The following is a 22,427-nucleotide window of genomic DNA, read 5'->3' as shown; positions in this document are numbered from 1 at the left end:
CGCTCAATTTTGCTGGTCAAGTAATTCCTGAACAAGCGCTGTGATTCCTCTGCGTATGTCACCTCCATATTTGTCAGCATAGGCCATCACTTTCATCTTTTCAGTTTCCTCTGTGGAATAAGCATAATACTCTTCAGGTGAGGGCTCATAGCGGTAAACTTTCATCACCTGCCCACCGAGATCAATAAACACCTCTCTGTACCTGCGCCCTGGCTCGTTGGAACGGTTGACGGACAACACCATTTCTTTCCCTTTGTCGCTCATGCCCAGAAGTGCCTGGATATCGGAAAACTTGTTAGAGAATTTCCGCATGTCAAGCAGAATCTTACAATCAGCATTTGAAATGATGGCTTCTTTGACAATCGGAGAACTGATAAGGTCTGATAGTTCCTGTGTTACCGTATAGGCTTCCCCGTAGAATTTTCGGATGGTTTTATAAAGATATTTCATGAACTCCGCCATGCCGTTACGCATGATCGCCTTCCAGGCTTCCTCTATAACAATGAGTTTCCGCACACCTTTCAGCTTTCTCATCTTGGAAATGAACATCTCCATACACAAAAGCGTTACCACTGGGAATAGTATTGGGTTCTCGGTGATATTGTCCAGTTCTATGACAACAAACCTCTCTTCCAATAAATTAAGATTCTCCCTGGCATTAAGTAGGTAGGAAAATTCCCCTCCGCTGAAATACGGTTTTAAAACATACAAGAGGTTGTTAATATCAAAGTCTTTGGTTTGTACCCTTTCCTTTTCCAGGATGCCTACATATTCATCCTGCAAAAACTCGTAGAAGGTGTCAAAACAGGGAAAAATGGATTTATCGCTATCCAGCTTCTGATAATACAACATGAGCGCGTTTGATATCGCGACATATTCCGACCGGTTGAATGATTCGCTTTCCCGCTTCCACAAAGCAAGTATCAAGGTTTTAAGGCTTTCCCTTTTTTCTACATCCAGAGTATCGCTCTCCGATATATAGAAGGGATTAAACTTGATAGGATCTTGTTCTGTATAAGAGAAATAATAGCCATTGAGCAATTTGCACAATCCGGTATAGCTACCTCCAACGTCTAGTACAACGCAGTGCGCCCCCTGTTCAAAGTAGCTGCGCAAGAGTGAGCACATAAACATGCTCTTCCCGGAACCGCTACCGCCTATGACAATTTTATTCCTGTTGGTAATGATTCCCTGGCGCATGGGCTCATCCGAGATATCCACATGCAATGGCCGTCCTGTCTGACGATCACCCAGCCGAATACCAAAAGGACTGATGCTATTACGGTAACTGGTTTCGAGGGTCAGAAAGCAACATGCCTGCTCGCAGAACGTATCAAATGTGTCGTTCATCGGAAAGTCGCCCTCATTGCCAGGGATAGCGGACCAGAAAATCTGCGGAGCGCCTACGATTTCCTGTTTGGTGGAAGCGTCTATCTGCGCTAAAGACGTAGCCACCTGATTTTTTAGCTCCTTCAGTACACTTCTATCATTTGACCAGGTGCAGATATTAAAGTGCGCTTGTACCGGTAACCGCTGTTGCCCAACTGCCTCCTGTAGGAAATCATTGATGGCGTCCCTTGCCATCGTGTTTCTTCTACTATAGGCGGATAGGGATTGCAGCCGCAGGCGCTTTTTCTCCAATTGCTGAATTTTTGCAGAAGCATCACCAATAAACAGGAACTGGTTATAAATGTGATCACAGGGAAGCAACTGCCCCAAAGCAGCGGTAAAGCCAACACTGTATTTGTTCGCGTCAGTTGAATACTTGTCAAAGTTTATGCGGCTTCCGCATAACCCAGGAAGATTTTCTACATCTGCCAATGTGTACATCTGAAGGTAGTCATCACCAATCCTGATATCATCACCAAAAGAAATATCCTTACTGATGGGTCTATCGGCATCAGGCGTCAGAAAACAATACCTTTCAATGAGGCCAGCTTTCTGCCGATCACTAATCAAGCCCGCATCAGTGATCCGGTCCAGCTTAATAAATCCAGTGCCTTCCAGTATGCTTTTGAACTGTCCAACTGAATCCAGGAAATCCCGGAGAGTATTGGGTTGCATCAGTTCACCGGGGATAATAAACCTCCTACACAGTGATGAAAAAAGAGAACTGGAAGGTTTACGGCTATCCAGCCTTCTTGTGATCATGATGTAGCAGGTATGATCCAAAAATGGCCGCTCATTAAAAAAGCGGGTACTGCTCCGGGATAGAAAAGAATCTCCGTCTTTTTCAAAGTCGCCCTTATACCGGCGATTGATAAACCAATCCTGCTTGTGGAATACCGAATTTTTCGGCAGCGCCTTAATCGCTTTTATGAACGTCTGATGCAATGCTTCATAGTCACCGGCGGATAATGTAAATATCTCCGGAAGCTGCACCTGAAAGGCGATAGTAACATCGCCGCTTTTTGAAAGTATGCAATCATGTTCCACGCTCATGATTGGCAACATTTCCTCCAACACCTTTACCATAACGACCACTTATATTGCCAATAAATATTTCATGGCCTTTCCCTGCTCTTATGCAGGGGGGAATTTGCCGCCTTGCCCATTTCTTGCTTAAGCCGTGTTCACCGTATGTATTGCTTAACCGATAAACCCATGAAACCAGACCAGCTCCCGTTCCCAGGGCGATAGCAACACATACATAGGGATTCACGCCAGCGATATACAGAATGGCAAACAGGATCATAATACCAAGCAGACCACCAGCCAAATACCATATATACTGTGCTTTCAATCCTTTAAACTCAATACTGATATTGATTCCTTTATTGACGGTATAAACACTGTTTGCCATACACTGTACTCTTTAGCGTAACTGGTATCAGGTGATACCAAAGAACGATTTCAACACGGTAGCAACAACCACCAAAAACACACAACTGCCGAACCATGCAGCGGCAACGCGCGATGTATCCGGATCTCCACTGGACCACTTCTGATAAACCTTTACAGCACCGATTAATCCAACGACGGCGCCAACCGCGTACATTAAGTCTGTTCCGGTATCAAAATAGCTACGTACCTTGTCGCTGGCCTCTTTTATGCCAGCCTTCCCATCAGCCGTTCCCTGGGCCATTACTGCTGTATTAACCAATGACACTAACAGTGTAACCCCTACGAAAATGCAGACATCTTTGTGATACTTTAAATTCAACCACCTCACTTTCATACTTCACATTTTATATCTCACAAATACACTATAGGTGTAGCCGCCGGTCGGTACTTACCACAAAAGATCAACATCGCCTTCATCAAGGCCAGCGGCACCCATAGCTTTACTTTCCGTTATAATGACATTGTTGATAGCAACCTGAAATGGTGTGCCCTTCAGTGCTGGGTATTCAGCAATAAGTTTGCGCAGAATCAGGACCAATCCTGCCTTGCTGTATTTTTCATTGGCGGCCTTGTTCATTACTTCCCTGATCCTTGCCGATAGCCCCAATGCAGGTGTAAAAAGGTCTGCGGGATTTATGGTAGCATGATCTTCAGGTGCGTCATCAAACAATGACAGCTGGGGGCTAACGGGTTCATCACCTTCTCTTTGGCGGCGAGAAGATAATTTGCTGATATCGTTCCGGTAATACCGGACGATAACAATACAGTAATAGATGCCGATTAAAAGGGCGGCTACCATCAGGTAGCTCGCCCATGAAAATGAACTTAACATAGGCTGTATTTTTCAAACCACACATCATCACCATCACGCAGCCTATGTTTGTCAAGCACACGCACTCACCACATATCTATCTGCTTCTGGTACTATGAACTGTTCGGGTACAAATATGCACCTGAATAAACCCGAAAAAACCTTACACACCTAGTAGTAGGGAGGATAACTTGCTGTCGGTCAACTTATATAATTTCAGAAGTAATCTGTTGGGAAAAGAAAAATGAAAAAAAAATATTGAGGGTAGGTAGGGAACTTGGCTGATTATGATTTACCTCGGCCAGAGAAATACAGGTCAGTAATTTGGTTTGTAATATTCATTTTGGTAATTTTAGAATCATAGTTACACTGCACCAGTATAACATCTTAGTCCTTCCAAGATTTCTCCCTTCACATTGCAAAGTCTATTCTATTATCGGGCCAGTCAGGTCCGACAGAATGGTATTGACATCTAAAGTCTAAAACTGCTATTATGAATCAACATGAGCAACTAATTGTTCTCCTGGAAGCATTTAAAAGAAAGCCAATTGATGAACAATACAAACTGGCATGGGGAATGTTCTATTCACTTTTTAAGATTTTTCCCTTAGATACTGCTCAATCCATGATCAACGACCTTTGCGCGGTATCGCAGGGCAATGTAATATTTTGCTTCCCTGAATCCAAGAGGCACGAGATACTTATCTTCTGTGGGTACTTAAAGAAAACGCTTGAATTATTGAATCATGAAGTGAAAAATCGGGGAAAGGATAAGAATCTACCTTCATTTGACGATATGGAACAGTGATTTAGTCTTGATTACCCCAAACACATATAGCGCTGTATATTCCTTATATTTTCATCCCTGCAACCAAAATTATCCTTCAAATCTAAACCCAATTTTATGTTAGATGGAACAAACCTTCAACCAGCATGGATGAACCGGACATTTACGCTCTCACTTCCGGAAGTTAAAAATCCATTTAAGGTATTACAGGATTTCTTTCTCCTGGATGACTTATCAGGTTTACGTAATAGTTTATGGGAGATCATCAAATCGACCGTGACGGGAAATTATAATAAAGAACTAGACCGCAACACAAGGGGAGACATAGTTTTCTTTTATGAGATGCTGGAGAAATTCATTGAAGCCGGATATCTTGTACATAAACTGTGGAAAGATGAAAAAATTCAATGGTCAACAACAATGAATCCGGTAGAAGAGGACGAAATTGTATGTGAAGAGGAATGCGATAAACTAGAAGATAATCCAATTATGTATGGGATCATTGATTCCGGGACCAGCATACCGGTGATTGACAAAATTTTTTTAATAAAGTATCATAGTAGAGCTGACTATGCAGCCAGCCTCCTATATCTTACCCATAATAACGAAATTCCCCACGCTGAATTGGAAAAGAAAATTCACGGATATTTCGATTCTGAATTGCCCGTAAATATTCAGATCCGACCAGCCAGTGAGGTATATAATGCGCTAAAAGATGGACATCTGTTTTACGAGCGAGTATGCAGACCGGAACGCATAAAGTATAACGGTCATCATACTATCCTTCCTAAAAAACACTATGTACCTTCTGAAGTAATGCAACAAAAATCCTGGGATATTTTCGATAAAATTTTTTCTTTAGTACATGATTTCCAAGAAGGTGCAGCGTACTATCGCCGGAACAATAAACCAGCACTGGCAACATTTTCCATCCATCAGGCAGCAGAGCATTCATTAAGAGCTTTATTGATATCTGTGATGGGCTCAGCTTCACATACACATAACCTGAATACACTTATAAAGGCAACGCTATTTTTTACTGAAAATATCGGTAAGGTTTTCAAGGAAGATGATCCGAGAGACAATGCACTGCTGCAACTACTCAATCAAGCGTACAAAAAATCGAGGTATAACTTCTCAGATGAATACAGTATCTCTGATATTGATCTAAATACGTTGTTTGAAAAATTATCTGAATTAGAGAACGTAATTAAAGGAACATTAGCTGAAATCGTCTGCCAGTTTGGACAGCTCCCATATTGCCCGTATCGTACTATTTCAACCATAAACCAACCCTTATGAGTAGCAAAACAAACCGAAACGTATTGATTCATTACAAATCAGTACCGAGAATTGGCGATTATATTCGCGTTCCCTGGGTAAATCTTTCAGGTCATTGGCTCGCACAAGCCGGATTTAAAATTGGAGATCGTATATCCGTTACAGTAAGTAGAGATTCATTGAAGATAAAAAAAATAAAATCGGTGACTGATCCGATTTCAGGGCAACCTTTCGGAGGTTTAAAATATCAGAAGGCGAAGAAAGTAATCTGACATTTTCATTATCTAAAATAATTTATATGACCACGTCTAAACAAGAAAAACTCCTTTTGCAATCCACACATTACATGCACATAAAGACAGATAAGGTTCCACCCTTCATTATGGCAGGTAGTATCGTGTTCCTGGAGAAAATACCATTAGATGATATTCAGCTTGTGGGAAGCGACATTTATGTGATTGCCTACGAAAATGGCGCAAAACAATTCCTTGCAGGGAGAAGAGAAAAGCATATGCTCTGGTTTGTCGATATCCGGACAGGAACAGGGGTCAAAATGGCTGGAGAGGGCTCTAAGGCTTTATTCAAGGTAAAAATGGTAAAACCTGATGATATAGAAATTCCAACAAAAATAGAATTGCTGCGCGATCAAATATCCTAAAAAGAGATACTTGCGAGATATATGACGGCACCTTATTCTTATTGTGCCTTATCAAAAATATTCATTGTTTGTTTTTTCCATTTTTTGTTGTTTATAACCGACGAGCCGTGTCTACGGCTTGTTTGCCAATAATTACACACAAATTTCATCCATATCAAAACTACCCATATGAAAAAAGAAAAACGAAACGTTCTATACAGCCTCCATGAATTATATTCAAACATGGGAGCCAGTTTCCGGGAAAAAGTTTGTGAGGACTGTAACTGGAGCATACCGACATTCTACCGGAAGATGCGTAGCAAACCACCACGGGATATATATACTAAGGAAAAAAGCCGTGATCACCTTAGTCTCGCAGAAAAACGAAGAATTGTAGAGATTACCGATGAAATGAATGATAGTTTAATCAAAAACCTCGAAAAATGTTATCGATAACCTACTGAATAGTGAGCGCGAAGTTATTGTACCAGGAAATCGATATCCGGCTTCTCTACAATACGCCAGCCATCATCGTATAAAGCAAAATATGCTTTACGCTTTAATTCCGGCTCAATCTTCAGCGTTGAAAGAGGTACAAACGGAGTAACGTTTTGATAGATGACTGTATATTCAACGATAGCCTTCTTATCATTGCTCAACAGTTGCATACCGGTAACTTCCTTAAAATGCTGTTCCGCCAGTTTAACCTTCTGAACATTAATAGCCTTATCTTTCTCCGGAGTTTCCATAAGATAGGGCTTTGATTTTTCTGTGAACGAGATAAATGGATTACCGATATCCGCCAGTGATTGCTTCTTTTGAATGATGATATATCCATCCTGCTCCAACTTTGTATTAAGCGCTTTTGCCGCTGACTGGGGATCAGCAGTATAGATATCCCAATCAATTGTGCGGGGATAGGCTTTTTTGATTATTTCTGCTGCTTGTTCCCGGCCAAGTTTCTTTGAGCTACAGGCAGAGAGAAAGGCTATTGCGAGGATCAGTAATAGAGTTCTCATAATAACGGAATTTATTAGTGAACACCCGGAGGTAGTAAATGGTTAACGGTGCAATTTACAATATCCTCTCAAAAAAATTCCACGATAGGACCAAGAATCAGGATGGAAATTTTACTTGATAAATTTTATGGTTTTTTTCTTCCTTTTACAACTTTACTCTTTGCTCTCTTATTTGCTTCTTTACTTTTAGCCTTTTTATTCGCTTCCATTGCCTGTTGGACATCATTATCAGGGAGCGCCTCACAATAAGCAAGGAATACACTTAACTTTGTTCCAAAGGCTTCTGCAATTGCTTCTAACGTTGTATATTCAGGGCTTCTTTCTCCTTTGGAAATACCTTGTAAGATCCGGTAACTTATACCTGATGAAGATTCCAATCCCCGAAGGCTTTTTACTAAACTTAAATCCTGGATTCCAGCCTCTTTATTTTTCTTTGCTTGTTCTTTATTGCCAGCAATCCATTTGACTAAACCTAAGCCTAGCCGATTTTTAAGAAATACTTTGCTCTTTTCCATAAACCGGAAAGTGCATCGAACTAAAAAATATTTTGATGCTAGAATTAGCATAAAATGAAAATTTCCGTATCTTTATGTGAGAAAGGGTATAATTACAATTCACAGTTATCAGTGTTTTGGATTACATACGATAAATTCTGACAAATGGTTATTTCATTCTTTGCAAATACATCCTAGTGATGTACATTTGCAGACTTATAAATATATGATTATAAGCGTATTGCTTGCAATCTCGGCATCAACAAACTACGACATTTGAAGAGGCACCGGGAGATCGAGTGAAACGCTCACGTTACGGCGTGGGCGTTCCTATTCGGTGCCTGGGGTGTCGTAGCCCTGTTGATCGGTAGGGACTAACCCACGTCTTTTTTATGCCCCTACCGGTCATATCTATACGTAGTTGCACCCCGGCTACGATCATTACTCCACCGAGATTCATTTGCAAACTTATTTTTTTACAAGCTATAGGGATTAAAATCTAAGGACGGCCTGCGGATGTCTATCCGCTGGGGCTAATTTATTGCTTCAACATTAAACCAGCCGTTATGATATATCAACCATCTTACAATCTTCATATCCGCTCACCTGATCTGCCAGCGGAATACTGAACGCAATTCTTCATTCTAATTCTACCATCATGAAAAGATTAATTTTCCTGACGGGAATGCTATGCCCATTCCTGATACTATTCGGGCAAACCATACCAATAGCGCCGCTACATATAGGTGAAACTGTTCCCGCGATATCAATAGCACCAATCATCAACTTTCCGGCAAAGAAAGGCAACTTTGCCGGATTTAAAGGAAAACTACTGATCCTGGATTTCTGGACTACCAGCTGTAGTGCCTGTGTAGCCGGTCTTCCCAAGCTGGACAGCCTGCAACGCCAGTTCGGAGATAGCATACAGATTATTACAGTAACTCCACAAAAAAGAGAAATAGTGCGGAATTTTTTCAGTACAGGCGCAGCTAACCACCCGCCTGTACCTACTTTGACTGGTGACACCATTCTGCAAAAACTGTTTCCGTACGCTGCTATACCTCACATTGTTTGGATAGCGCCGTCCGGCAGAGTATCGGCTATTACGTATGCCGAATATTTGAATGCTGACAACATACAATCGGCGCTGCGTGGGGATTTTAGTTATCTGCCAGCTAAAAATGATCTCGTCCAATATGACTATAAGGCGGCGCTGCTCAAACCTGTTCTTCCGATAAAAGAAGGCGCTGTCGAGTATTACAGTGCGCTCACAGGTTTTATACCTGGCTTAGGCATGATAGCTGGTATTAATAGTGATACCACAACTGGGATCATCCGGAGGTATGCAACCAACTGGCAGGTTATTGACCTATACCTGATGGCGCTTGGCAGATTGGTTAACTTCCCCCGTAACAGGGTAATCCTAGAGGTTAATAATCCTGCGGCCTACCGGTACACTCCCACACACGGCTATTTCTTTGAATGGCAGCAACAATACGGCCTTTGTTACGAATTGAGATGTCCACTTTCCACAAGCAGACAACAGCTCCAAACATATATGTTGCAAGACCTTAACCGGTATCTGCGTGCAGATGGCCGGATGGAAAAACGCCTGGTTAAATGCTGCATCTTGAAAAAAAGTACTACCGGCACAACGTTATCTACTGCTGGGGGATCGCCTGAAATAAGGACCGGACCCGATGGAAGCCTGCTTTTCCTACGTAACACAACACTAGCAGCCCTGCTGTATAAACTCAACGAAATGTACGGCCTACCACCCGTGATAGATCAGACTGGCTTTACCGGTAACATCGACCTTACCTTGAATATGCCCTATGCTGACATATCCGCACTGCGGAAGGCACTAATGCAGCATGGGCTTGAATTAGAAGATAGTGAACAAGAACTCGAAATGTTCGTCATAACCGAAAAATCCGGTTCGTAAAAATCACCAACCATCGGGCCTGTGCCGCCCTTCACCAAAACTTAGTTTTATGCAAGACAAGCGAAACATTGTATTCAGCCTATACCGCTGCATCATCTTGATCTTACTTATTTCTGCCTCCGGCCTGCACGCCGCTGCACGGCAAACGACTAGAGGACCGATTATCGGTTATGTCATGGAAACAGGCACCAGCAAGCCGCTTCCTGGTGCGACGGTGCGTTATAAAAAAGCGCCACATCTTACACATACCGCCGCTAACGGCCAGTTCCAGATTATCTATGTAAATGCTGATAGCCTATATATTTCTTTTGTAGGCTACACGCCCATGAGCATTTCCGCCGCTGACGCCGCAGGAAGAGCACCTAACCTGGTCGTTTATCTTTCCCCGGTACAAACAGGTCTACAAGAGGTGGTAGTTTCTACAGGATACCAGTCATTGCCACGTGAAAGGGCTACCGGTGCCTTTGAAAAAGTGGACCAGACGGTATTATCCCGGAGGCCAGGAATGGATCTTCTTTCTCGCCTGGAAGGCACGACCTCCGTACTTTTTGATAATCGTAACAAAGACCGGCAGCTACTTGTAAGGGGACGTAGTACATTATTTGCCAACAATGCGCCGTTACTCGTGGTCGATAATTTCCCGTTTGACGGCGACATAGGACAGATAAACCCAACCGATATTGAGAGTGTAACGCTGCTCAAAGATGCCGCAGCCGCTTCAATTTGGGGAGCCCAGGCCGGCAACGGTGTGGTGGTGATCACCACGCGGAAAGGCAGATATAACCAGCCGCTGAAGGTGGAAGCCTCTACCAATATAACAGTAACGGATAAACCTGATCTTTTTAAGGACAACGCCATGTCCTCCGGGGATTTTATCGATATGGAAATGAAGCTGTTTAAAGAAGGATTCTATAACAGTGATATCAACAATACCTATAACCGGCCCCCATTATCGCCGGTTGTGGAAATACTACAAAAAGAAAAGACCGGATTAATTGGGCATGGGCAGGCAGCCGAACAGATTGCAGCGCTCCGACAGCATGATATACGGGATGATTACAGGAAATATCTGTACCGGACTGCTGTCAGCCAGCAGCACTCCGTAAATCTTAGTGGCGGTACTCCGGGCGTACATTACTTTTTCAGTGCCGGCTTTGATGACCAGCAGAATAGCCTTATCCGCAATGGCTCCCAAAGAATCACGCTCCGTTCGGAGAACTCTTTCCGGCTGGCGAAAAGCCTTGAAATGCAAGTGGGCCTGCTTTACGGCTTTAGTAGAACCACTAACAACAATCCAGGGCCGGACATGCTTTCTCCTGGTGGCGGCAAATTCCGTTATTACCCTTACGCGGCGCTTGCGGATAATAACGGCGTCCCTTTACCGCTGGTAAAGGATTACAGAGCATCGTTTACAGATACAGCCGGGGCAAGAATGCTGCTAGACTGGAGGTACTATCCGCTTCAGGAAGTGCAGCAGGCAGACAATCACACTGATATTCATAACTACAGGTTTAACCTGGGAGCCAGGTATTCCATTACTTCTGCATTGACTGCGGAACTACGCTACCAGTATGAACATCAGACAGGTTCTACGTGGAACCTGTACAACAGTGATACATACTACGCCCGTAATCTTATAAACTTATATTCACAGATAGCAGAAAACGGGCAGGTATTATATGGAATCCCTCGCGGTGGTATACTGGATCAAGGGGCCAATGATCTCACCGTACATTCCGGAAGGGGCCAGCTAAATTATAACCAACGTTGGAATGACCGACACGAGCTGACCGCACTCGCAGGCATAGAAGTGAAGCAGGCCCGAACTAGCAACGATATGCGCCGCACCTACGGGTATGATCCTGATCTGCTCACCTTCAGCAACGTTAACTATGTTGATTATCTCCCAACGTATCTCAATTTGGCAGGGAGCCAGCGTGTTCCTGATCCGCTGGACTTTGGAGATATATTACTCCGGTATATATCCTATTACGCCAATGCCTCGTACACGTTTGACAATCGGTATATACTGTCTGTAAGCGCCAGGAAGGATGCCAGCAACCTTTTCGGTGTGAGGACCAATCAGAAAGGTGTGCCGCTTTGGTCAAGCGGTCTACGATGGAATGTTTCACAGGAAAAATTCTTTAATGTATCATGGCTACCGATGCTTGCTGCCCGCATCACTTATGGTTATAATGGCAATACGAGCAGCCGGCTTTCCGCCCTTACCATTATAAGCTACGGTGCCGCAGGTAGTAATTTTTACATTAATCAGCCATTCGCAACCATCGCCGCAGCGCCTAATCCCAGCCTGCAATGGGAAAAGACAGGTACACTAAACATAGGGCTGGATTTCCGGCTACGTGGAAATGCACTTTCCGGCAGCGTGGACGTATATACGAAAAAGAGTACGGACCTGATCGGCGTTACCCCTCTTGATCCCACCACAGGCGTAACCAATATCTCCAAGAACTCCGCTGCTATTGAGGGGCAGGGCATGGATATCAATTTACAAAGCCGGATAATAGACAGGAAAATAAAGCTGGATGCCACTTTACTGTTAAGCTATAACACCAACAAGATCACTAGGTATCTGTACAAGTACACGAAGGCGAGCAGCTATATTGGCAGTGGGGTCAATCCGCTGGAGGGTCGGCCCACCGATGCTATACTAAGCTATCGCTGGGAGGGGCTGGATGATCACGGAAACCCACAAGGGTGGCTAAATGGAAACGTAAGTAAAGATTATTATGCCATCGCCAGCAAATCATTACTGAGTGATCTTGTTTACTCTGGCAGGGCGCTTCCTCCGTTCTACGGAGCCTTCAGGCCAAGCATATCTTATGCAGGATGGACTTTAAGCACCAATATCCTTTTTAAGATGGGGCATTACTTTCTTAGAAACTCCATAAATTATTCTGCACTGTATCAAAACTGGACCGGTCACAGTGATTACGCCCTCCGATGGAAACAACCAGGTGATGAAAAAACGACGAACGTGCCAGCAATGATATATCCGGCAGATTTCTACCGGGATCAATTCTATCTACAGTCTGCGGCGCTGGTAGAGAGAGCCGACATGATCCGGTGGAAGGATATCAGCCTGCAATATACCGTTACACCGCAGAGTAGGCACAACCCTGTATTTAGTCAGCTCCAATGTTATCTGTACATAGAAAACATCGCTACCATATACAGAGCTAAAAAACATGGCCTTGATCCGGAATACGGCGCTGTGATACCTCCCCGCAGTATTTCCTTTGGAATCAAGGGCACTTTCTAACCTCTTAAAAAGAATAATATGAGATATTCTAAACTGATCGTAGCAGTATGCCTTCCACTGACAATCTTATTATCACTGAACGCCTGCCGTAAATACCTTGATGCAAAGCCGGATAAAAAAATGGTGGTACCAGCTTCCCTTCAAGACCTTCAGGCGATGTTGGATGACGTAGGCACCATGAATCTTTCATGGCCTGTCGCAGGGGAGGTAGCCGCAGATAACTATTATCTTTCCTATAATACCTGGGCAAGCCTCGCCGTAGTTACAGATAAAGAGAATTATGTATGGTTTAGAGATGTGAGCAATGATAAAGACTGGAGCACTGCTTTCAAGGTGGTATTTAAAGCCAATGTGGTACTGGAAACGCTGCGGAATATAGATCCTCCCGTGAACCAGCTTACTGCCTGGAAGCAGATCAAGGGGACCGCTCTCTTTTATCGGGCTTTTGCTTTTTTTATGATAGCCCAGGAGTTTGCCCTGGCATATGACCAGTCCTCCGCTTCAAAGGATGCCGGAATACCGATCCGCCTGACCGCAGATATCAATGAAGTGTCGACCAGATCAAGTGTCGAACAAACCTACGGTACCATCATCAATGACCTGGAATCGGCCAGCCAGCTACTCCAGTCACAGGTGGAGTACAAAACCCGGCCTAGCCGGGTAGCTGCCTTTGCACTGCTTTCCCGTGTCCACCTAAGTATGAGCAATTATATAAAGGCTGCCAGCGCCGCCGATTCCTGCATTAGTGGCGGCGCGCAGCTCTTGGACTACAACAGATTATCTGCTACTGCTGCCGAGCCATTTGTGCGATTCAATCCGGAGGTTATTTTTCATATATGTGCAAATTATTCCTACTGTCTTGATCCTGCAAAGGGGAATGTTGATAGTACCCTTGTACAGTCATACGCAGTAGGAGACCTCCGTAGCCAACTATTTTTCCGTAAAAATCCGAATGGGACCAACAGCTTTCGAGGAAACTACAACGGCAGCAACTCATCCCAGCTATTCACTGGCCTCGCTGCGGATGAAGTATATCTGACTTTGGTGGAATGCAGTGTGAGGCAGGGCAAAATAACAGATGCGCTCCAGGTACTTAACGGTTTCCTTCAAAAAAGATATGTTCCTGCCTTGTTCCACCCGATCTCGACAACAAACGCCGATGAACTGCTGGCTATTGCACTTCAGGAGCGAAGAAAACAGCTCCCTTTCCGGGCAATCCGTTGGACGGACCTACGCAGGCTTAACAAAAATACCGCCACAGCCACCACCATCACACGAAAACTGAACGGCGAAACATACGTATTGCGTCCTGGAGACCTACGGTACGTACTTCAAATCCCTAACAGCGTTACATCCCTTGTAGACATGCCGAAAAACCCACGATAAGAAAAGAGGCAGGTTTAATTACCTGCCTCTTTTTACTTAATGTTTAAACACAACCTGGTCGGCGATAGGGGAAAGTCCATCTATCGCGGGTTGCATAGCATTAAGGGCAGTCTGATCGGGCCGCCCTGTGCTGGTATTCTTCTCTACTTTAATACGGCATAGTTGGTTGCCGTCCCAGCAGCCGCCATTTCCGGAAACTTCAACATAATTTGCCGGGTTTGACGTTCCTCCTGATTGCGTTGGCTGATATTCAAACCAGCTTTGGGCTCTTACTGCTTTTGTGTTGGCGGACCTGGCTGCATAGGCACCACCTACTGTGGCAATAACGGCCAGAACTATCAATCCTAATTTTACATTTTTCATAATCGGTTTTTAAATGGTGAGTGAAATGGTTATGCCTGTATTTCTGTACAGCAGGCCACAGGCTCCACCTGCATTACACGTGCAATATGTTTGGGTTCTGCGGCTATCCACCGGGAGGCAACAAAACAGAATATATCACAAGGGCAAAGAAAGGATACACTCTCCGCCTAAAGGGCTACCACACCTAGTAGTAGCCCTTTTAACTATATGAGTATCAATTCGTATTATTTTCATAATTATGTAATACCTGGAAAAAGTACCAGCGAGCCAGGGATCAATTTTGATCCCTGGCTCGCTGGTAGATAGAAGAGGAGATTATAATTTACGGCATTCTTTGGCAAGCGCCATCAGCATGTCATACAAGCGCTCTTTATTCCTGGGATCAATATCGTAGTAGCTGGAGTGAAGATGCGTATAAGATATATTTTCCTGCTTCATGCTACTGTAATGAGCGGAAATAAATTCCAGCAGTTTTTTAATATTAGTGTTGAGGATAACACCGCTTTCTTTAAAAACACGTATTGTAGCCGCCAGCATGGGTACCGGCAACGTTGTCTGTACCTTATAATCACTGGGCGCAATATCGGTGCCGATAAATATAGACCCGGTAGGTTGTAAAAACGATAACTCTTCCTGAAGCATATCCATGATCTGGTTCTCAATATCCGCATGTGCTGGTAACATGCGGAGGTTGGGCAACTTATTTACCTCTCTTACCTTGTTTTTCAGCCTGTGTACAATTCCTATCTTTTCATCAGTGGTACCTGCTTTACTCAACATGCCCCCCATACAGTCCTGAATAAAATAATTTGCGAACATGGGCGAATTATAGTTAATGCGGATCAGCAGTTCGACCAGTAGAGGAAAAGTTCTGCCCTGCTTTCCGTAGATCCTGGAATGAAGAAGCTCGCCCCAGGCATCTTTGAGGTACATGAAATCCCGGTAAGTAAGCTGTACCCGGTTGTTCGATATAAATGCCCGGATATGATTTATAAGTATCTGCACCAGCTTTGCATCCTGTTTATGTTTATAAAGCTGGTTCTCCAGTTCATCGATCCCATGCCTGATCTCTTCCCGGCACAGGCTAAGGTAGCTTTCTGGTACTTTTTGCTCCAGGTCAAAATAACGGGTAAAATGATTCTCTATCAACGTCAGCAGCTCCTTTAAGCAATCCCTCAAATAATGACAAAGCTTCCGGAACAATCGGTTGCCGGCGTCTGTCGTCTCCTGGTCATACAGTTCATCAAGCAGGTGAATCAGTAACAGCTGGTATCGTTGTACGGAAACGCGCATCCCTTCTTCACTGGAAACGGTGAACATCTCCTGTAGTAGTTCTAATCGAATGCGATCTCTTTCTTCATTGGCCTTCTGGATAGAATCACGGACAAAGTTGGCGGTAATGGTAGCATGGTTTAAGTTGGCGGATTGCAAGGTTCTGGAAACAAACAGCTCAAACCATTCCAGCGAAAATTTTTTCATAGTCGTGTCTGGTTTTCAGGAATATCACTGTAACTAAATTACAGTTTAATGCCACTGCCTGCTCTAAGCAAATGGGAGCAAAAGTTTTGCAATCGGGAATGCAATATTATCGCCGCCATTGTTTACGGAATACGGATGGTGTGAGCCCAAAGTGGTGCCGGAATGCGCTGATAAAACTAGACAGATATTGATACCCGGTTGCCTCTGCTATTTCCTCCAGCGACATTTCAGTATTGGAAAGGTGCATCTGTGCTTCCTGCATCCGACGGTTAAGCTGATAATCGAAAATACTAGCCCCAACCACCTGCTGAAAGCCCCGTTTTAACTTATACTCATTAATATAGACCATTCGGGACAGATCCTTTATCCGGTAATGCTTATGGAGGTTTTCTCCCAGTAGTTTACGGATCTGGAGTATCCGGCTGGTCTCTTCATCAGTCAGCTGGATTTCACGTTTGGCACTGCCTTCAGCTATCGAAAGTACTTCCGTCATTGTGTCCATTATTCGGGCATCAATGTACATACTACGCAGGGAACCGGTGTAGGTACAGTTTAATAGCCTGTCAATATAATGTAACCCTGGAGCGGACAACCGGATGGGAAAAGAAGTAAGGCTGGTCGCCACCCGGTCAGCCATCTTTCTGGCAAATGGAGGTAGAATAGTATAATATGGCAAAAAATGTTGCATATATTTCTCCGGCAATAAAATATCAAAAAAAGTATACTCCTTGCCGCCACTAAGGATTAGCTCGCTGGTTGGGCGCGGTAAATAAAATAAAAGCGCCTGCCTGGGAGCCAGCTCAAATTCTCCTAACTCACCTGCCCTAAAGTGAAGTAATCCACTTAAAGATACCCGCAGAGCCACCATTGGACAGATGCAGGAACTCCTTAACGTATCTGTGTCATTTAACCTGAAGACATTATGCCACAGGGAACAATCATTGTCTTCTTCTATACATTGAAATAGCATGATTCCCTTTCTATACCGCGCTGCATACCGTTTGATAGCCGGCACCTGGTCAGGTGTCCAAACTGTAGGAATCTCCTTTAAAAATCGGATTGGATAGGAGGCAGCAGAGGTTAAATTACAACGCATTGCATCTTTTTTTAATGGTTACTTGTTTCCGATAAATGTGGCACAACGCCTGACATATTCAGGTACACTCAAATTTTTGAAATGTGGCAGTGGGAGAAATGGCTACAATTATTAATTAATAGTCAGCATTCTATAATAGGTTAACTTTTCTTGTATGTACCTCAATATATACTTTACGAATATAATAAAACACTGTATATATAACTTAGTATAAAAGCGACATCTTGAAAAATAAACCGAAATTTTAACGGTTTGCTTAGTCCATGAGCATATGCCTCATTTGGAAAAGGCCATTGGTGGCTAAAATAACAATCCTTCCATCTGATATTTATCAATACGAATGACTGCACTTAGTTATGGAAATGACTAGCAATCTTATCAGGTAAATAATTGCAATGGTTGGTGATCGGCGGTGGTCATCCTGATTAGCCTCCGTTGCGACGCTCCGTTCTTCCTTACCGCACTGTTTGACGTTTTCCGAAGAAGTGGGATATTTCCTCATTCTCCCCTCCGAAAGTTATTACACCGTTCATCACTGTCAAAATTTTTTCCTAAAAAAATCTCCACCACGTTCATGATGATTTTTCAGTGGAACGCGGTCGTATTTTTTTCTGAAAAAATTTGGTCTGTGCTGAACGCTGCAATGGCTGGTCGCTACGGTTGTGTGGCAGGCGGGATGCCGAGCCTTACAGATTCTTCACCTAAAAAAGCGATCATGAAACAAAAACACCTTTCCCGGCTAATGCGGTTATCATGGCAAATTCAACGTCTGCGCCGCGTATCAAGGTCTAAAGCCCTCTTTACTGCGTGGGCGATTCTTCTAAACGAAGATATAACGGTCTGGTTCCTGGTGAAAAAACACAGTCATACCAGTTATGCCAATCGTGCAAACCCGGAACAGCTCACACTTCTGGGCGATTAGTCAACCGCCTTTGTTTCAAACTTTCTCAATCACATTTTACCGCAGCTTCCCATCTGCGGCCTACAAGTTAAAAACGGGTTATTTTATGGCACATAATATTTTTTTTAACGAACAAACAGGCAAACATAGTTTCTTTTCAGTACAAGAAAAAGCGTGGCACGGCTTAGGACAGATAGTTGAAAGTCATCCTACAAGTGCAGAAGCCATTCAGTTTGCGGGCCTGGACTACACTGTGGAAAAACGCCCTCTGTTCACGTATGATAATTCAAATTTTGCCAACAGTAAAAAGGACGAAGAAAACGAAGGTAATATCATCATCCCGGAAATTGATGTTCCGAACTACTTTGCAACAGTCCGCACAGATAACGAAACTGTATTAGGTGTTGTAGGCCGGGAGTACGAAGTGGTACAAAATGTTGATGCCTTTGCCTTTTTTGATTCTATTGTAGATGGTGACGGTATTTTTTACGAAACTGCTGGGGCCTTGGGTCAGGGAGAACGTATATTTATAACTGCAAAACTCCCGTCTTATATCCGGGTCGGAAACGATGATCTGATAGAGCAATATCTTTTCTTAACCACCAGCCATAACGGTATGGGTAGCATTACCGCCGCCTTTACACCTATCAGAATAGTTTGTAACAATACCTTAAATGCGGCCATGCGTAACCATTCCAATAGTGTGAAGATTCGCCACACGACCAACGCAAAGGACAAACTGACGGAGGCCCACAAGGTGATGGGCATTGCTAATAAATTATCTATTCAGATGGAGGATATTTTTAACCAGTGGGCAAAAGTGAGAATTACCGACCCTGAAGTAAAAAAACTCATTCAGCTAGCGATGGTGCCTAATAAAGAAGTTTTGCACAACATTACCGCCGGAAAAATGGACGAACTTTCTACCACCTTTACCAATATCGTTGATCGTGTATATGAGTATGCAATGAGCGATAGCACGCAACAGACAGACACCACGCGCGGCACCCTCTTTGGTGCGTACAATGCGGTTAGCGGCTATTTTCAGAACGTGCGTACCTATAAAACACAGGAGCTGAAGTTAAACTCCATTATGAACGGTACAGGGCAGCAGCGTACACAGTCCGCCTTTAATCTTTGCCAATCCTTTGCCACTAAAGGAACAGAAGGACTAATCTTTAACTAACCATCACAGCGGGGGGCATGTCTCCCCGCTATTTCTTTTTATGCGAAATCCTACAAGATAGGATGGGCTTTTTTTTCAAAAAAAACGCCCTGCCCTCCGGGACAGGCCGTTGCGGATATTTAGAAAGGTGACCATCCTGAAAGATAGGTACCTGTTAGTATTACGATAAAAATCCGGGTAGGAATACCCGGATACATCACAACTATAACTGAAACTACGAAAACCATTTATCTCCGGAAGTCAATGGCTCCAGACTTATACGTTATTATCGCACTGTCTCTATAATACCAGCCTGCCGCAATACGATATTTCCATTGCTGTTTTTATTCGATACAAGCTGGTATAGCAGATTCAGCGGACAAGTCCCGAAATCAATCCGTCCATCATCCAGCTTATATGTATCCGCATCTTTCCGACGGAAGACCGTTAGCCGGAATTTCCTGCCTGTTTTTTCTTCTTGGAAGAAACAGGTTATCCCTGTGCCGCTTTTTGTCCATATTTTGAAATCCAGGAACGCCTGAACAGTTCCTGTAGGTAGGTGCGCTGTATCAAACAGGTATTCTCTTGGTTCGCATCCGGCAGCTATGGCTTCACCAAAGGTTTGCACATTTCCATCCATCACATTTCGTTTTTAGGTAAAAAATTATAATCACAAAACTAACGGAAAGGAATATACACAGCCTGTATGGAATTGATACATGTATTCCCTGAAACATTGTGCAACATTAGCTTTGCAGAGAAAGAAACTGATTATTGATATTTGAAATAGTGATGTATGATGATCAACAAAAGAATACCTGTCTTTCTCACAGGCTGGCATAGAAGTGGTCCTGCTGCCAGATTTTCAGCCTGACAATTCCTGAAGAAGTCACAGCAAAATACGGTAGAACATACTTTCTACCGCTGGCATTTACTCTCTTCCTGGCTGTCTATCCTTGACGGCGGCAGAGCAAATAGATATATTACTTCAGACAGGATAGCTCCATATCATGAGGCCGTGGACACTCAAACAAGATCACAGATACACTCAGAAAGAAGACGGTGGATATCCTATAAAAAGGCTGCCGATACTTCCGGAAGGAGGATCAGTGTACCATTGATGGCACCCGGCGAGATGTACCGTTGTTGCACAACGAATCTCGCCGCTCGCCTCCGACGTCGGCAGCGGTATATTTCAAATTCCTCGGAACTCGGAATTTTTTAAGAGAAGAAAATGGATACTTATGGATACGAAGGAAAGAAAATGGATCAGCATACGGGTGAAGCCGGAAGAATATAAGCAGATTTTTCAGCTATACAAAGCCACCACATGCCGGAAGTTGAGCCAGTATATCAGGGCTGTTTTACTTCAAAAGCCGGTTACTGTAAAGCTCCGCAATCAATCTGCCGATGACCTTTTGGCAGCACTGATCGCATTGAAAAATGAATTGAGCGCCATCGGAAACAATTATAACCAGGCTGTTAAAAAGCTTCATACCCTACGAGAACAACCGGAATATCTTACCTGGATAGTTTCCAATGAAAAGCAGCAACAGGAACTATTACAAAAGGTATCGGAAATCAATCAACGAATGAACCAAATCTATCGGCAATGGTCGCAAAAATAAAATTTCCCGGAAGTATTCTCCGTGTACTCAATTACAATGAGAATAAGGTCAAAGAAGGTTGTGCTACGCTGATTCATGCTGGTAATTTCCTCCAGGATAAAGAGGAAATGAACTTCTATGATAAATTGGAAAGATTTCAGCATCAAAATGCCCTGAATGAGCGGATAAAAACCAAGATCCTGCATATTTCCCTGAACTTTCACCCCACAGAGAAGTTCCCGCCTGAAAAGCTGGTCACCATCGCAGAGGACTATATGAAACGTATTGGTTTTTCCGGCCAGCCATTCCTGATATATGAACACTATGATGCGGGGCACCCGCATATCCACATTATCACAACTTCCATCAAGGCTGATGGTACGCCAATCCGACTGCATAATATTGGCAAATACAAATCAGAACCTGCACGGAAGGCTATTGAGGCGCAATACGGGCTGGTACGCGCAGAAAGTCAGAAGGAGCTATTAAAAGACGTTCATCCTGTAAACGCACAAAAAATTATCTATGGTAAAACGGAAACTAAGCGCAGCATCATCAATGTACTCGATGCCGTAATCAAAAAGTACAAATATAGCTCTCTCCCAGAGCTGAATGCTATCCTCCGGCTTTATAACATCACCGCCGACAGAGGGAAAGAAGATTCCCGCGCCTTTCAGAAAGGCGGCCTTGTCTATCGTGTCCTGGATGAACAAGGTAACAAAGTAGGGGTCCCCATTAAAGCCAGTTCCATCTATAGTAAACCAACACTGGCCCATCTGGAGCAACAGTTTCAGGAAAATCAGCCACAAAAAGAGCCTCACGCTAAAAAGATAAAAACTGCAATAGACTGGGCATTAGCTGGGCAACGCCAGCTGTCTATATCCCAGCTGGTAACCACCCTGGAAAAAGAAGGTATTTCCACAGTCAGACGGCAGAACGCTGCCGGCCAGCTATACGGGATCACGTTTGTTGATCATCAGACTAAATGTGTGTTCAACGGGAGTACGCTAGGCAAGCAATACAGCGCCGGCGGCCTGCAACAACGATGCGCCACCAATACACAAACGCCATTCGCACAAGCTCCAGAGCTAAAACCTGATATCCTTTCTACAGATAATCAGATGAAATCAGATGGTCCAGTATTGACAGGCTCATTTCAACGGGATCAAATATCTATACCACAGGCCACTGGACCAGGGGGAATAGCTTCCGCGGTCCCTGGTATTATTGAACAGTTGCTCCAGCCGGAGTATAATTTTGAAGCTCCCGAGCAACGCCGAAAGAAAAAAAGGCGGAAACGCCCATCAGATAACGATTAGACGCTCATGC

General features: G+C 43.8%; 22 protein-coding genes. 12 read left to right on the top strand and 10 right to left on the bottom strand.

Going from position 1 to position 22,427, the window contains the following annotated elements; genetic code table 11:
• Positions 1–3: 3 nt before the first annotated feature.
• Genes UNH61_RS06005 through UNH61_RS05990 form a run of 4 tightly spaced genes read right to left on the bottom strand, consistent with a single transcriptional unit; the run spans position 4 to position 3,676 of the window.
• Positions 4–2,442 (bottom strand): TraG family conjugative transposon ATPase, encoded by a 2,439-nt coding sequence (locus tag UNH61_RS06005; protein ID WP_326991227.1) that lies wholly within the window; start codon positions 2,440–2,442, stop codon positions 4–6.
• Entirely contained in the window at positions 2,426–2,803 is a 378-nt protein-coding gene (locus UNH61_RS06000; protein WP_326991226.1) for a DUF4133 domain-containing protein, read from the bottom strand. The genes UNH61_RS06005 and UNH61_RS06000 overlap by 17 nt, the downstream gene beginning before the upstream one ends.
• A gap of 27 nt (positions 2,804–2,830) precedes the next feature.
• Positions 2,831–3,178: a DUF4134 domain-containing protein gene (locus UNH61_RS05995; RefSeq protein WP_326991225.1), complete on the bottom strand. Its 348-nt coding sequence runs from the start codon at positions 3,176–3,178 to the stop codon at positions 2,831–2,833.
• A gap of 54 nt (positions 3,179–3,232) precedes the next feature.
• Positions 3,233–3,676, bottom strand: coding sequence for a hypothetical protein (locus tag UNH61_RS05990; RefSeq protein ID WP_326991224.1), 444 nt, complete (start codon positions 3,674–3,676; stop codon positions 3,233–3,235).
• Positions 3,677–4,148: 472 nt separating this feature from the next.
• Here UNH61_RS05990 and UNH61_RS05985 point away from each other — a divergent pair, with 472 nt between their 5' ends.
• From UNH61_RS05985 to UNH61_RS05965, 5 genes are all read left to right on the top strand, one after another.
• Positions 4,149–4,463, top strand: coding sequence for a hypothetical protein (locus UNH61_RS05985; RefSeq protein WP_326991223.1), 315 nt, complete (start codon positions 4,149–4,151; stop codon positions 4,461–4,463).
• 96 nt (positions 4,464–4,559) lie between these two features.
• Positions 4,560–5,744, top strand: coding sequence for a HEPN domain-containing protein (locus UNH61_RS05980; RefSeq protein WP_326991222.1), 1,185 nt, complete (start codon positions 4,560–4,562; stop codon positions 5,742–5,744).
• Positions 5,741–5,995 carry a SymE family type I addiction module toxin gene (locus UNH61_RS05975; protein ID WP_326991221.1) on the top strand — a complete coding sequence of 85 codons (255 nt, stop codon included), beginning with the start codon at positions 5,741–5,743 and terminating at the stop codon, positions 5,993–5,995. Before UNH61_RS05980 ends, UNH61_RS05975 begins: the two co-directional genes overlap by 4 nt.
• A 26-nt stretch (positions 5,996–6,021) precedes the next feature.
• Positions 6,022–6,381 (top strand): hypothetical protein, encoded by a 360-nt coding sequence (locus UNH61_RS05970; protein WP_326991220.1) that lies wholly within the window; start codon positions 6,022–6,024, stop codon positions 6,379–6,381.
• A 168-nt stretch (positions 6,382–6,549) separates the two neighbouring features.
• Positions 6,550–6,816, top strand: coding sequence for a hypothetical protein (locus UNH61_RS05965; protein WP_326991219.1), 267 nt, complete (start codon positions 6,550–6,552; stop codon positions 6,814–6,816).
• A gap of 23 nt (positions 6,817–6,839) precedes the next feature.
• On the opposite strand, the gene UNH61_RS05960 is transcribed toward UNH61_RS05965, so the two are convergent.
• Together UNH61_RS05960 and UNH61_RS05955 are read right to left on the bottom strand one after the other, a co-directional pair.
• Positions 6,840–7,379 carry a hypothetical protein gene (locus tag UNH61_RS05960; RefSeq protein ID WP_326991218.1) on the bottom strand — a complete coding sequence of 180 codons (540 nt, stop codon included), beginning with the start codon at positions 7,377–7,379 and terminating at the stop codon, positions 6,840–6,842.
• 125 nt (positions 7,380–7,504) lie between these two features.
• The gene (locus UNH61_RS05955; protein ID WP_326991217.1) at positions 7,505–7,894 is read right to left on the bottom strand and encodes a hypothetical protein; all 390 of its coding nucleotides are present in this window, start codon (positions 7,892–7,894) and stop codon (positions 7,505–7,507) included.
• A 637-nt stretch (positions 7,895–8,531) separates the two neighbouring features.
• Here UNH61_RS05955 and UNH61_RS05950 point away from each other — a divergent pair.
• The 3 genes from UNH61_RS05950 to UNH61_RS05940 are packed head-to-tail and all read left to right on the top strand — an operon-like array spanning position 8,532 to position 14,487.
• A complete protein-coding gene (locus tag UNH61_RS05950) occupies positions 8,532–9,818 on the top strand; it encodes a DUF3738 domain-containing protein (RefSeq protein WP_326991216.1) in 1,287 nt (428 codons plus the stop codon).
• Between the two features lie 49 nt (positions 9,819–9,867).
• A complete protein-coding gene (locus UNH61_RS05945) occupies positions 9,868–13,101 on the top strand; it encodes a SusC/RagA family TonB-linked outer membrane protein (protein WP_326991215.1) in 3,234 nt (1,077 codons plus the stop codon).
• An 18-nt stretch (positions 13,102–13,119) separates the two neighbouring features.
• Positions 13,120–14,487 carry a RagB/SusD family nutrient uptake outer membrane protein gene (locus tag UNH61_RS05940; protein ID WP_326991214.1) on the top strand — a complete coding sequence of 456 codons (1,368 nt, stop codon included), beginning with the start codon at positions 13,120–13,122 and terminating at the stop codon, positions 14,485–14,487.
• Positions 14,488–14,523: 36 nt separating this feature from the next.
• Here the strand turns inward: UNH61_RS05940 and UNH61_RS05935 are convergent, their stop codons facing one another.
• The 3 genes from UNH61_RS05935 to UNH61_RS05925 form a co-directional block, all read right to left on the bottom strand.
• Positions 14,524–14,850: a hypothetical protein gene (locus UNH61_RS05935; protein ID WP_326991213.1), complete on the bottom strand. Its 327-nt coding sequence runs from the start codon at positions 14,848–14,850 to the stop codon at positions 14,524–14,526.
• Between the two features lie 315 nt (positions 14,851–15,165).
• Entirely contained in the window at positions 15,166–16,329 is a 1,164-nt protein-coding gene (locus UNH61_RS05930; protein ID WP_326991212.1) for a hypothetical protein, read from the bottom strand.
• A 106-nt stretch (positions 16,330–16,435) separates the two neighbouring features.
• Positions 16,436–16,822 (bottom strand): AraC family transcriptional regulator, encoded by a 387-nt coding sequence (locus UNH61_RS05925; protein WP_339071613.1) that lies wholly within the window; start codon positions 16,820–16,822, stop codon positions 16,436–16,438.
• A gap of 1,177 nt (positions 16,823–17,999) precedes the next feature.
• On the opposite strand from UNH61_RS05925, the gene UNH61_RS05920 reads away from it, so the two are divergent.
• Entirely contained in the window at positions 18,000–18,347 is a 348-nt protein-coding gene (locus tag UNH61_RS05920) for a hypothetical protein (protein ID WP_326991210.1), read from the top strand.
• Positions 18,348–18,432: 85 nt separating this feature from the next.
• Positions 18,433–19,512 (top strand): DUF932 domain-containing protein, encoded by a 1,080-nt coding sequence (locus tag UNH61_RS05915; protein WP_326991209.1) that lies wholly within the window; start codon positions 18,433–18,435, stop codon positions 19,510–19,512.
• A gap of 265 nt (positions 19,513–19,777) precedes the next feature.
• Here the strand turns inward: UNH61_RS05915 and UNH61_RS05910 are convergent, their stop codons facing one another.
• Positions 19,778–20,131 carry a hypothetical protein gene (locus UNH61_RS05910; RefSeq protein ID WP_326991208.1) on the bottom strand — a complete coding sequence of 118 codons (354 nt, stop codon included), beginning with the start codon at positions 20,129–20,131 and terminating at the stop codon, positions 19,778–19,780.
• Between the two features lie 604 nt (positions 20,132–20,735).
• Here UNH61_RS05910 and UNH61_RS05905 point away from each other — a divergent pair.
• Positions 20,736–21,119, top strand: a complete 384-nt coding sequence (locus tag UNH61_RS05905) for a plasmid mobilization relaxosome protein MobC (protein WP_326991207.1) — start codon at positions 20,736–20,738, stop codon at positions 21,117–21,119.
• Entirely contained in the window at positions 21,104–22,417 is a 1,314-nt protein-coding gene (locus UNH61_RS05900; protein ID WP_326991206.1) for a relaxase/mobilization nuclease domain-containing protein, read from the top strand. The genes UNH61_RS05905 and UNH61_RS05900 overlap by 16 nt, the downstream gene beginning before the upstream one ends.
• The last annotated feature ends 10 nt before the right edge of the window (positions 22,418–22,427 follow it).

The sequence above is a fragment of the Chitinophaga sp. 180180018-3 genome, from assembly GCF_037893185.1.
GTDB lineage: Bacteria > Bacteroidota > Bacteroidia > Chitinophagales > Chitinophagaceae > Chitinophaga.
The sequence above is the reverse complement of the archived record's forward strand: the minus strand, read 5'-3'. Positions and strand labels throughout refer to the sequence as shown.

Coding starts and splice junctions, on each gene's coding strand:
- UNH61_RS05975 (WP_326991221.1), top strand. CDS start 5,741: ATGAGTAGCAAAACAAACCGAAACGTATTGATTCATTACAAATCAGTA.
- UNH61_RS05915 (WP_326991209.1), top strand. CDS start 18,433: ATGGCACATAATATTTTTTTTAACGAACAAACAGGCAAACATAGTTTC.
- UNH61_RS05910 (WP_326991208.1), bottom strand. CDS start 20,131: ATGGATGGAAATGTGCAAACCTTTGGTGAAGCCATAGCTGCCGGATGC.
- UNH61_RS05905 (WP_326991207.1), top strand. CDS start 20,736: ATGGATACGAAGGAAAGAAAATGGATCAGCATACGGGTGAAGCCGGAA.
- UNH61_RS05955 (WP_326991217.1), bottom strand. CDS start 7,894: ATGGAAAAGAGCAAAGTATTTCTTAAAAATCGGCTAGGCTTAGGTTTA.
- UNH61_RS05940 (WP_326991214.1), top strand. CDS start 13,120: ATGAGATATTCTAAACTGATCGTAGCAGTATGCCTTCCACTGACAATC.
- UNH61_RS05950 (WP_326991216.1), top strand. CDS start 8,532: ATGAAAAGATTAATTTTCCTGACGGGAATGCTATGCCCATTCCTGATA.
- UNH61_RS05920 (WP_326991210.1), top strand. CDS start 18,000: ATGATGATTTTTCAGTGGAACGCGGTCGTATTTTTTTCTGAAAAAATT.
- UNH61_RS05990 (WP_326991224.1), bottom strand. CDS start 3,676: ATGTTAAGTTCATTTTCATGGGCGAGCTACCTGATGGTAGCCGCCCTT.
- UNH61_RS05965 (WP_326991219.1), top strand. CDS start 6,550: ATGAAAAAAGAAAAACGAAACGTTCTATACAGCCTCCATGAATTATAT.
- UNH61_RS06005 (WP_326991227.1), bottom strand. CDS start 2,442: ATGAGCGTGGAACATGATTGCATACTTTCAAAAAGCGGCGATGTTACT.
- UNH61_RS05930 (WP_326991212.1), bottom strand. CDS start 16,329: ATGAAAAAATTTTCGCTGGAATGGTTTGAGCTGTTTGTTTCCAGAACC.
- UNH61_RS05995 (WP_326991225.1), bottom strand. CDS start 3,178: ATGAAAGTGAGGTGGTTGAATTTAAAGTATCACAAAGATGTCTGCATT.
- UNH61_RS05960 (WP_326991218.1), bottom strand. CDS start 7,379: ATGAGAACTCTATTACTGATCCTCGCAATAGCCTTTCTCTCTGCCTGT.
- UNH61_RS05980 (WP_326991222.1), top strand. CDS start 4,560: ATGTTAGATGGAACAAACCTTCAACCAGCATGGATGAACCGGACATTT.
- UNH61_RS05985 (WP_326991223.1), top strand. CDS start 4,149: ATGAATCAACATGAGCAACTAATTGTTCTCCTGGAAGCATTTAAAAGA.
- UNH61_RS06000 (WP_326991226.1), bottom strand. CDS start 2,803: ATGGCAAACAGTGTTTATACCGTCAATAAAGGAATCAATATCAGTATT.
- UNH61_RS05970 (WP_326991220.1), top strand. CDS start 6,022: ATGACCACGTCTAAACAAGAAAAACTCCTTTTGCAATCCACACATTAC.
- UNH61_RS05935 (WP_326991213.1), bottom strand. CDS start 14,850: ATGAAAAATGTAAAATTAGGATTGATAGTTCTGGCCGTTATTGCCACA.
- UNH61_RS05945 (WP_326991215.1), top strand. CDS start 9,868: ATGCAAGACAAGCGAAACATTGTATTCAGCCTATACCGCTGCATCATC.
- UNH61_RS05925 (WP_339071613.1), bottom strand. CDS start 16,822: ATGACGGAAGTACTTTCGATAGCTGAAGGCAGTGCCAAACGTGAAATC.
- UNH61_RS05900 (WP_326991206.1), top strand. CDS start 21,104: ATGGTCGCAAAAATAAAATTTCCCGGAAGTATTCTCCGTGTACTCAAT.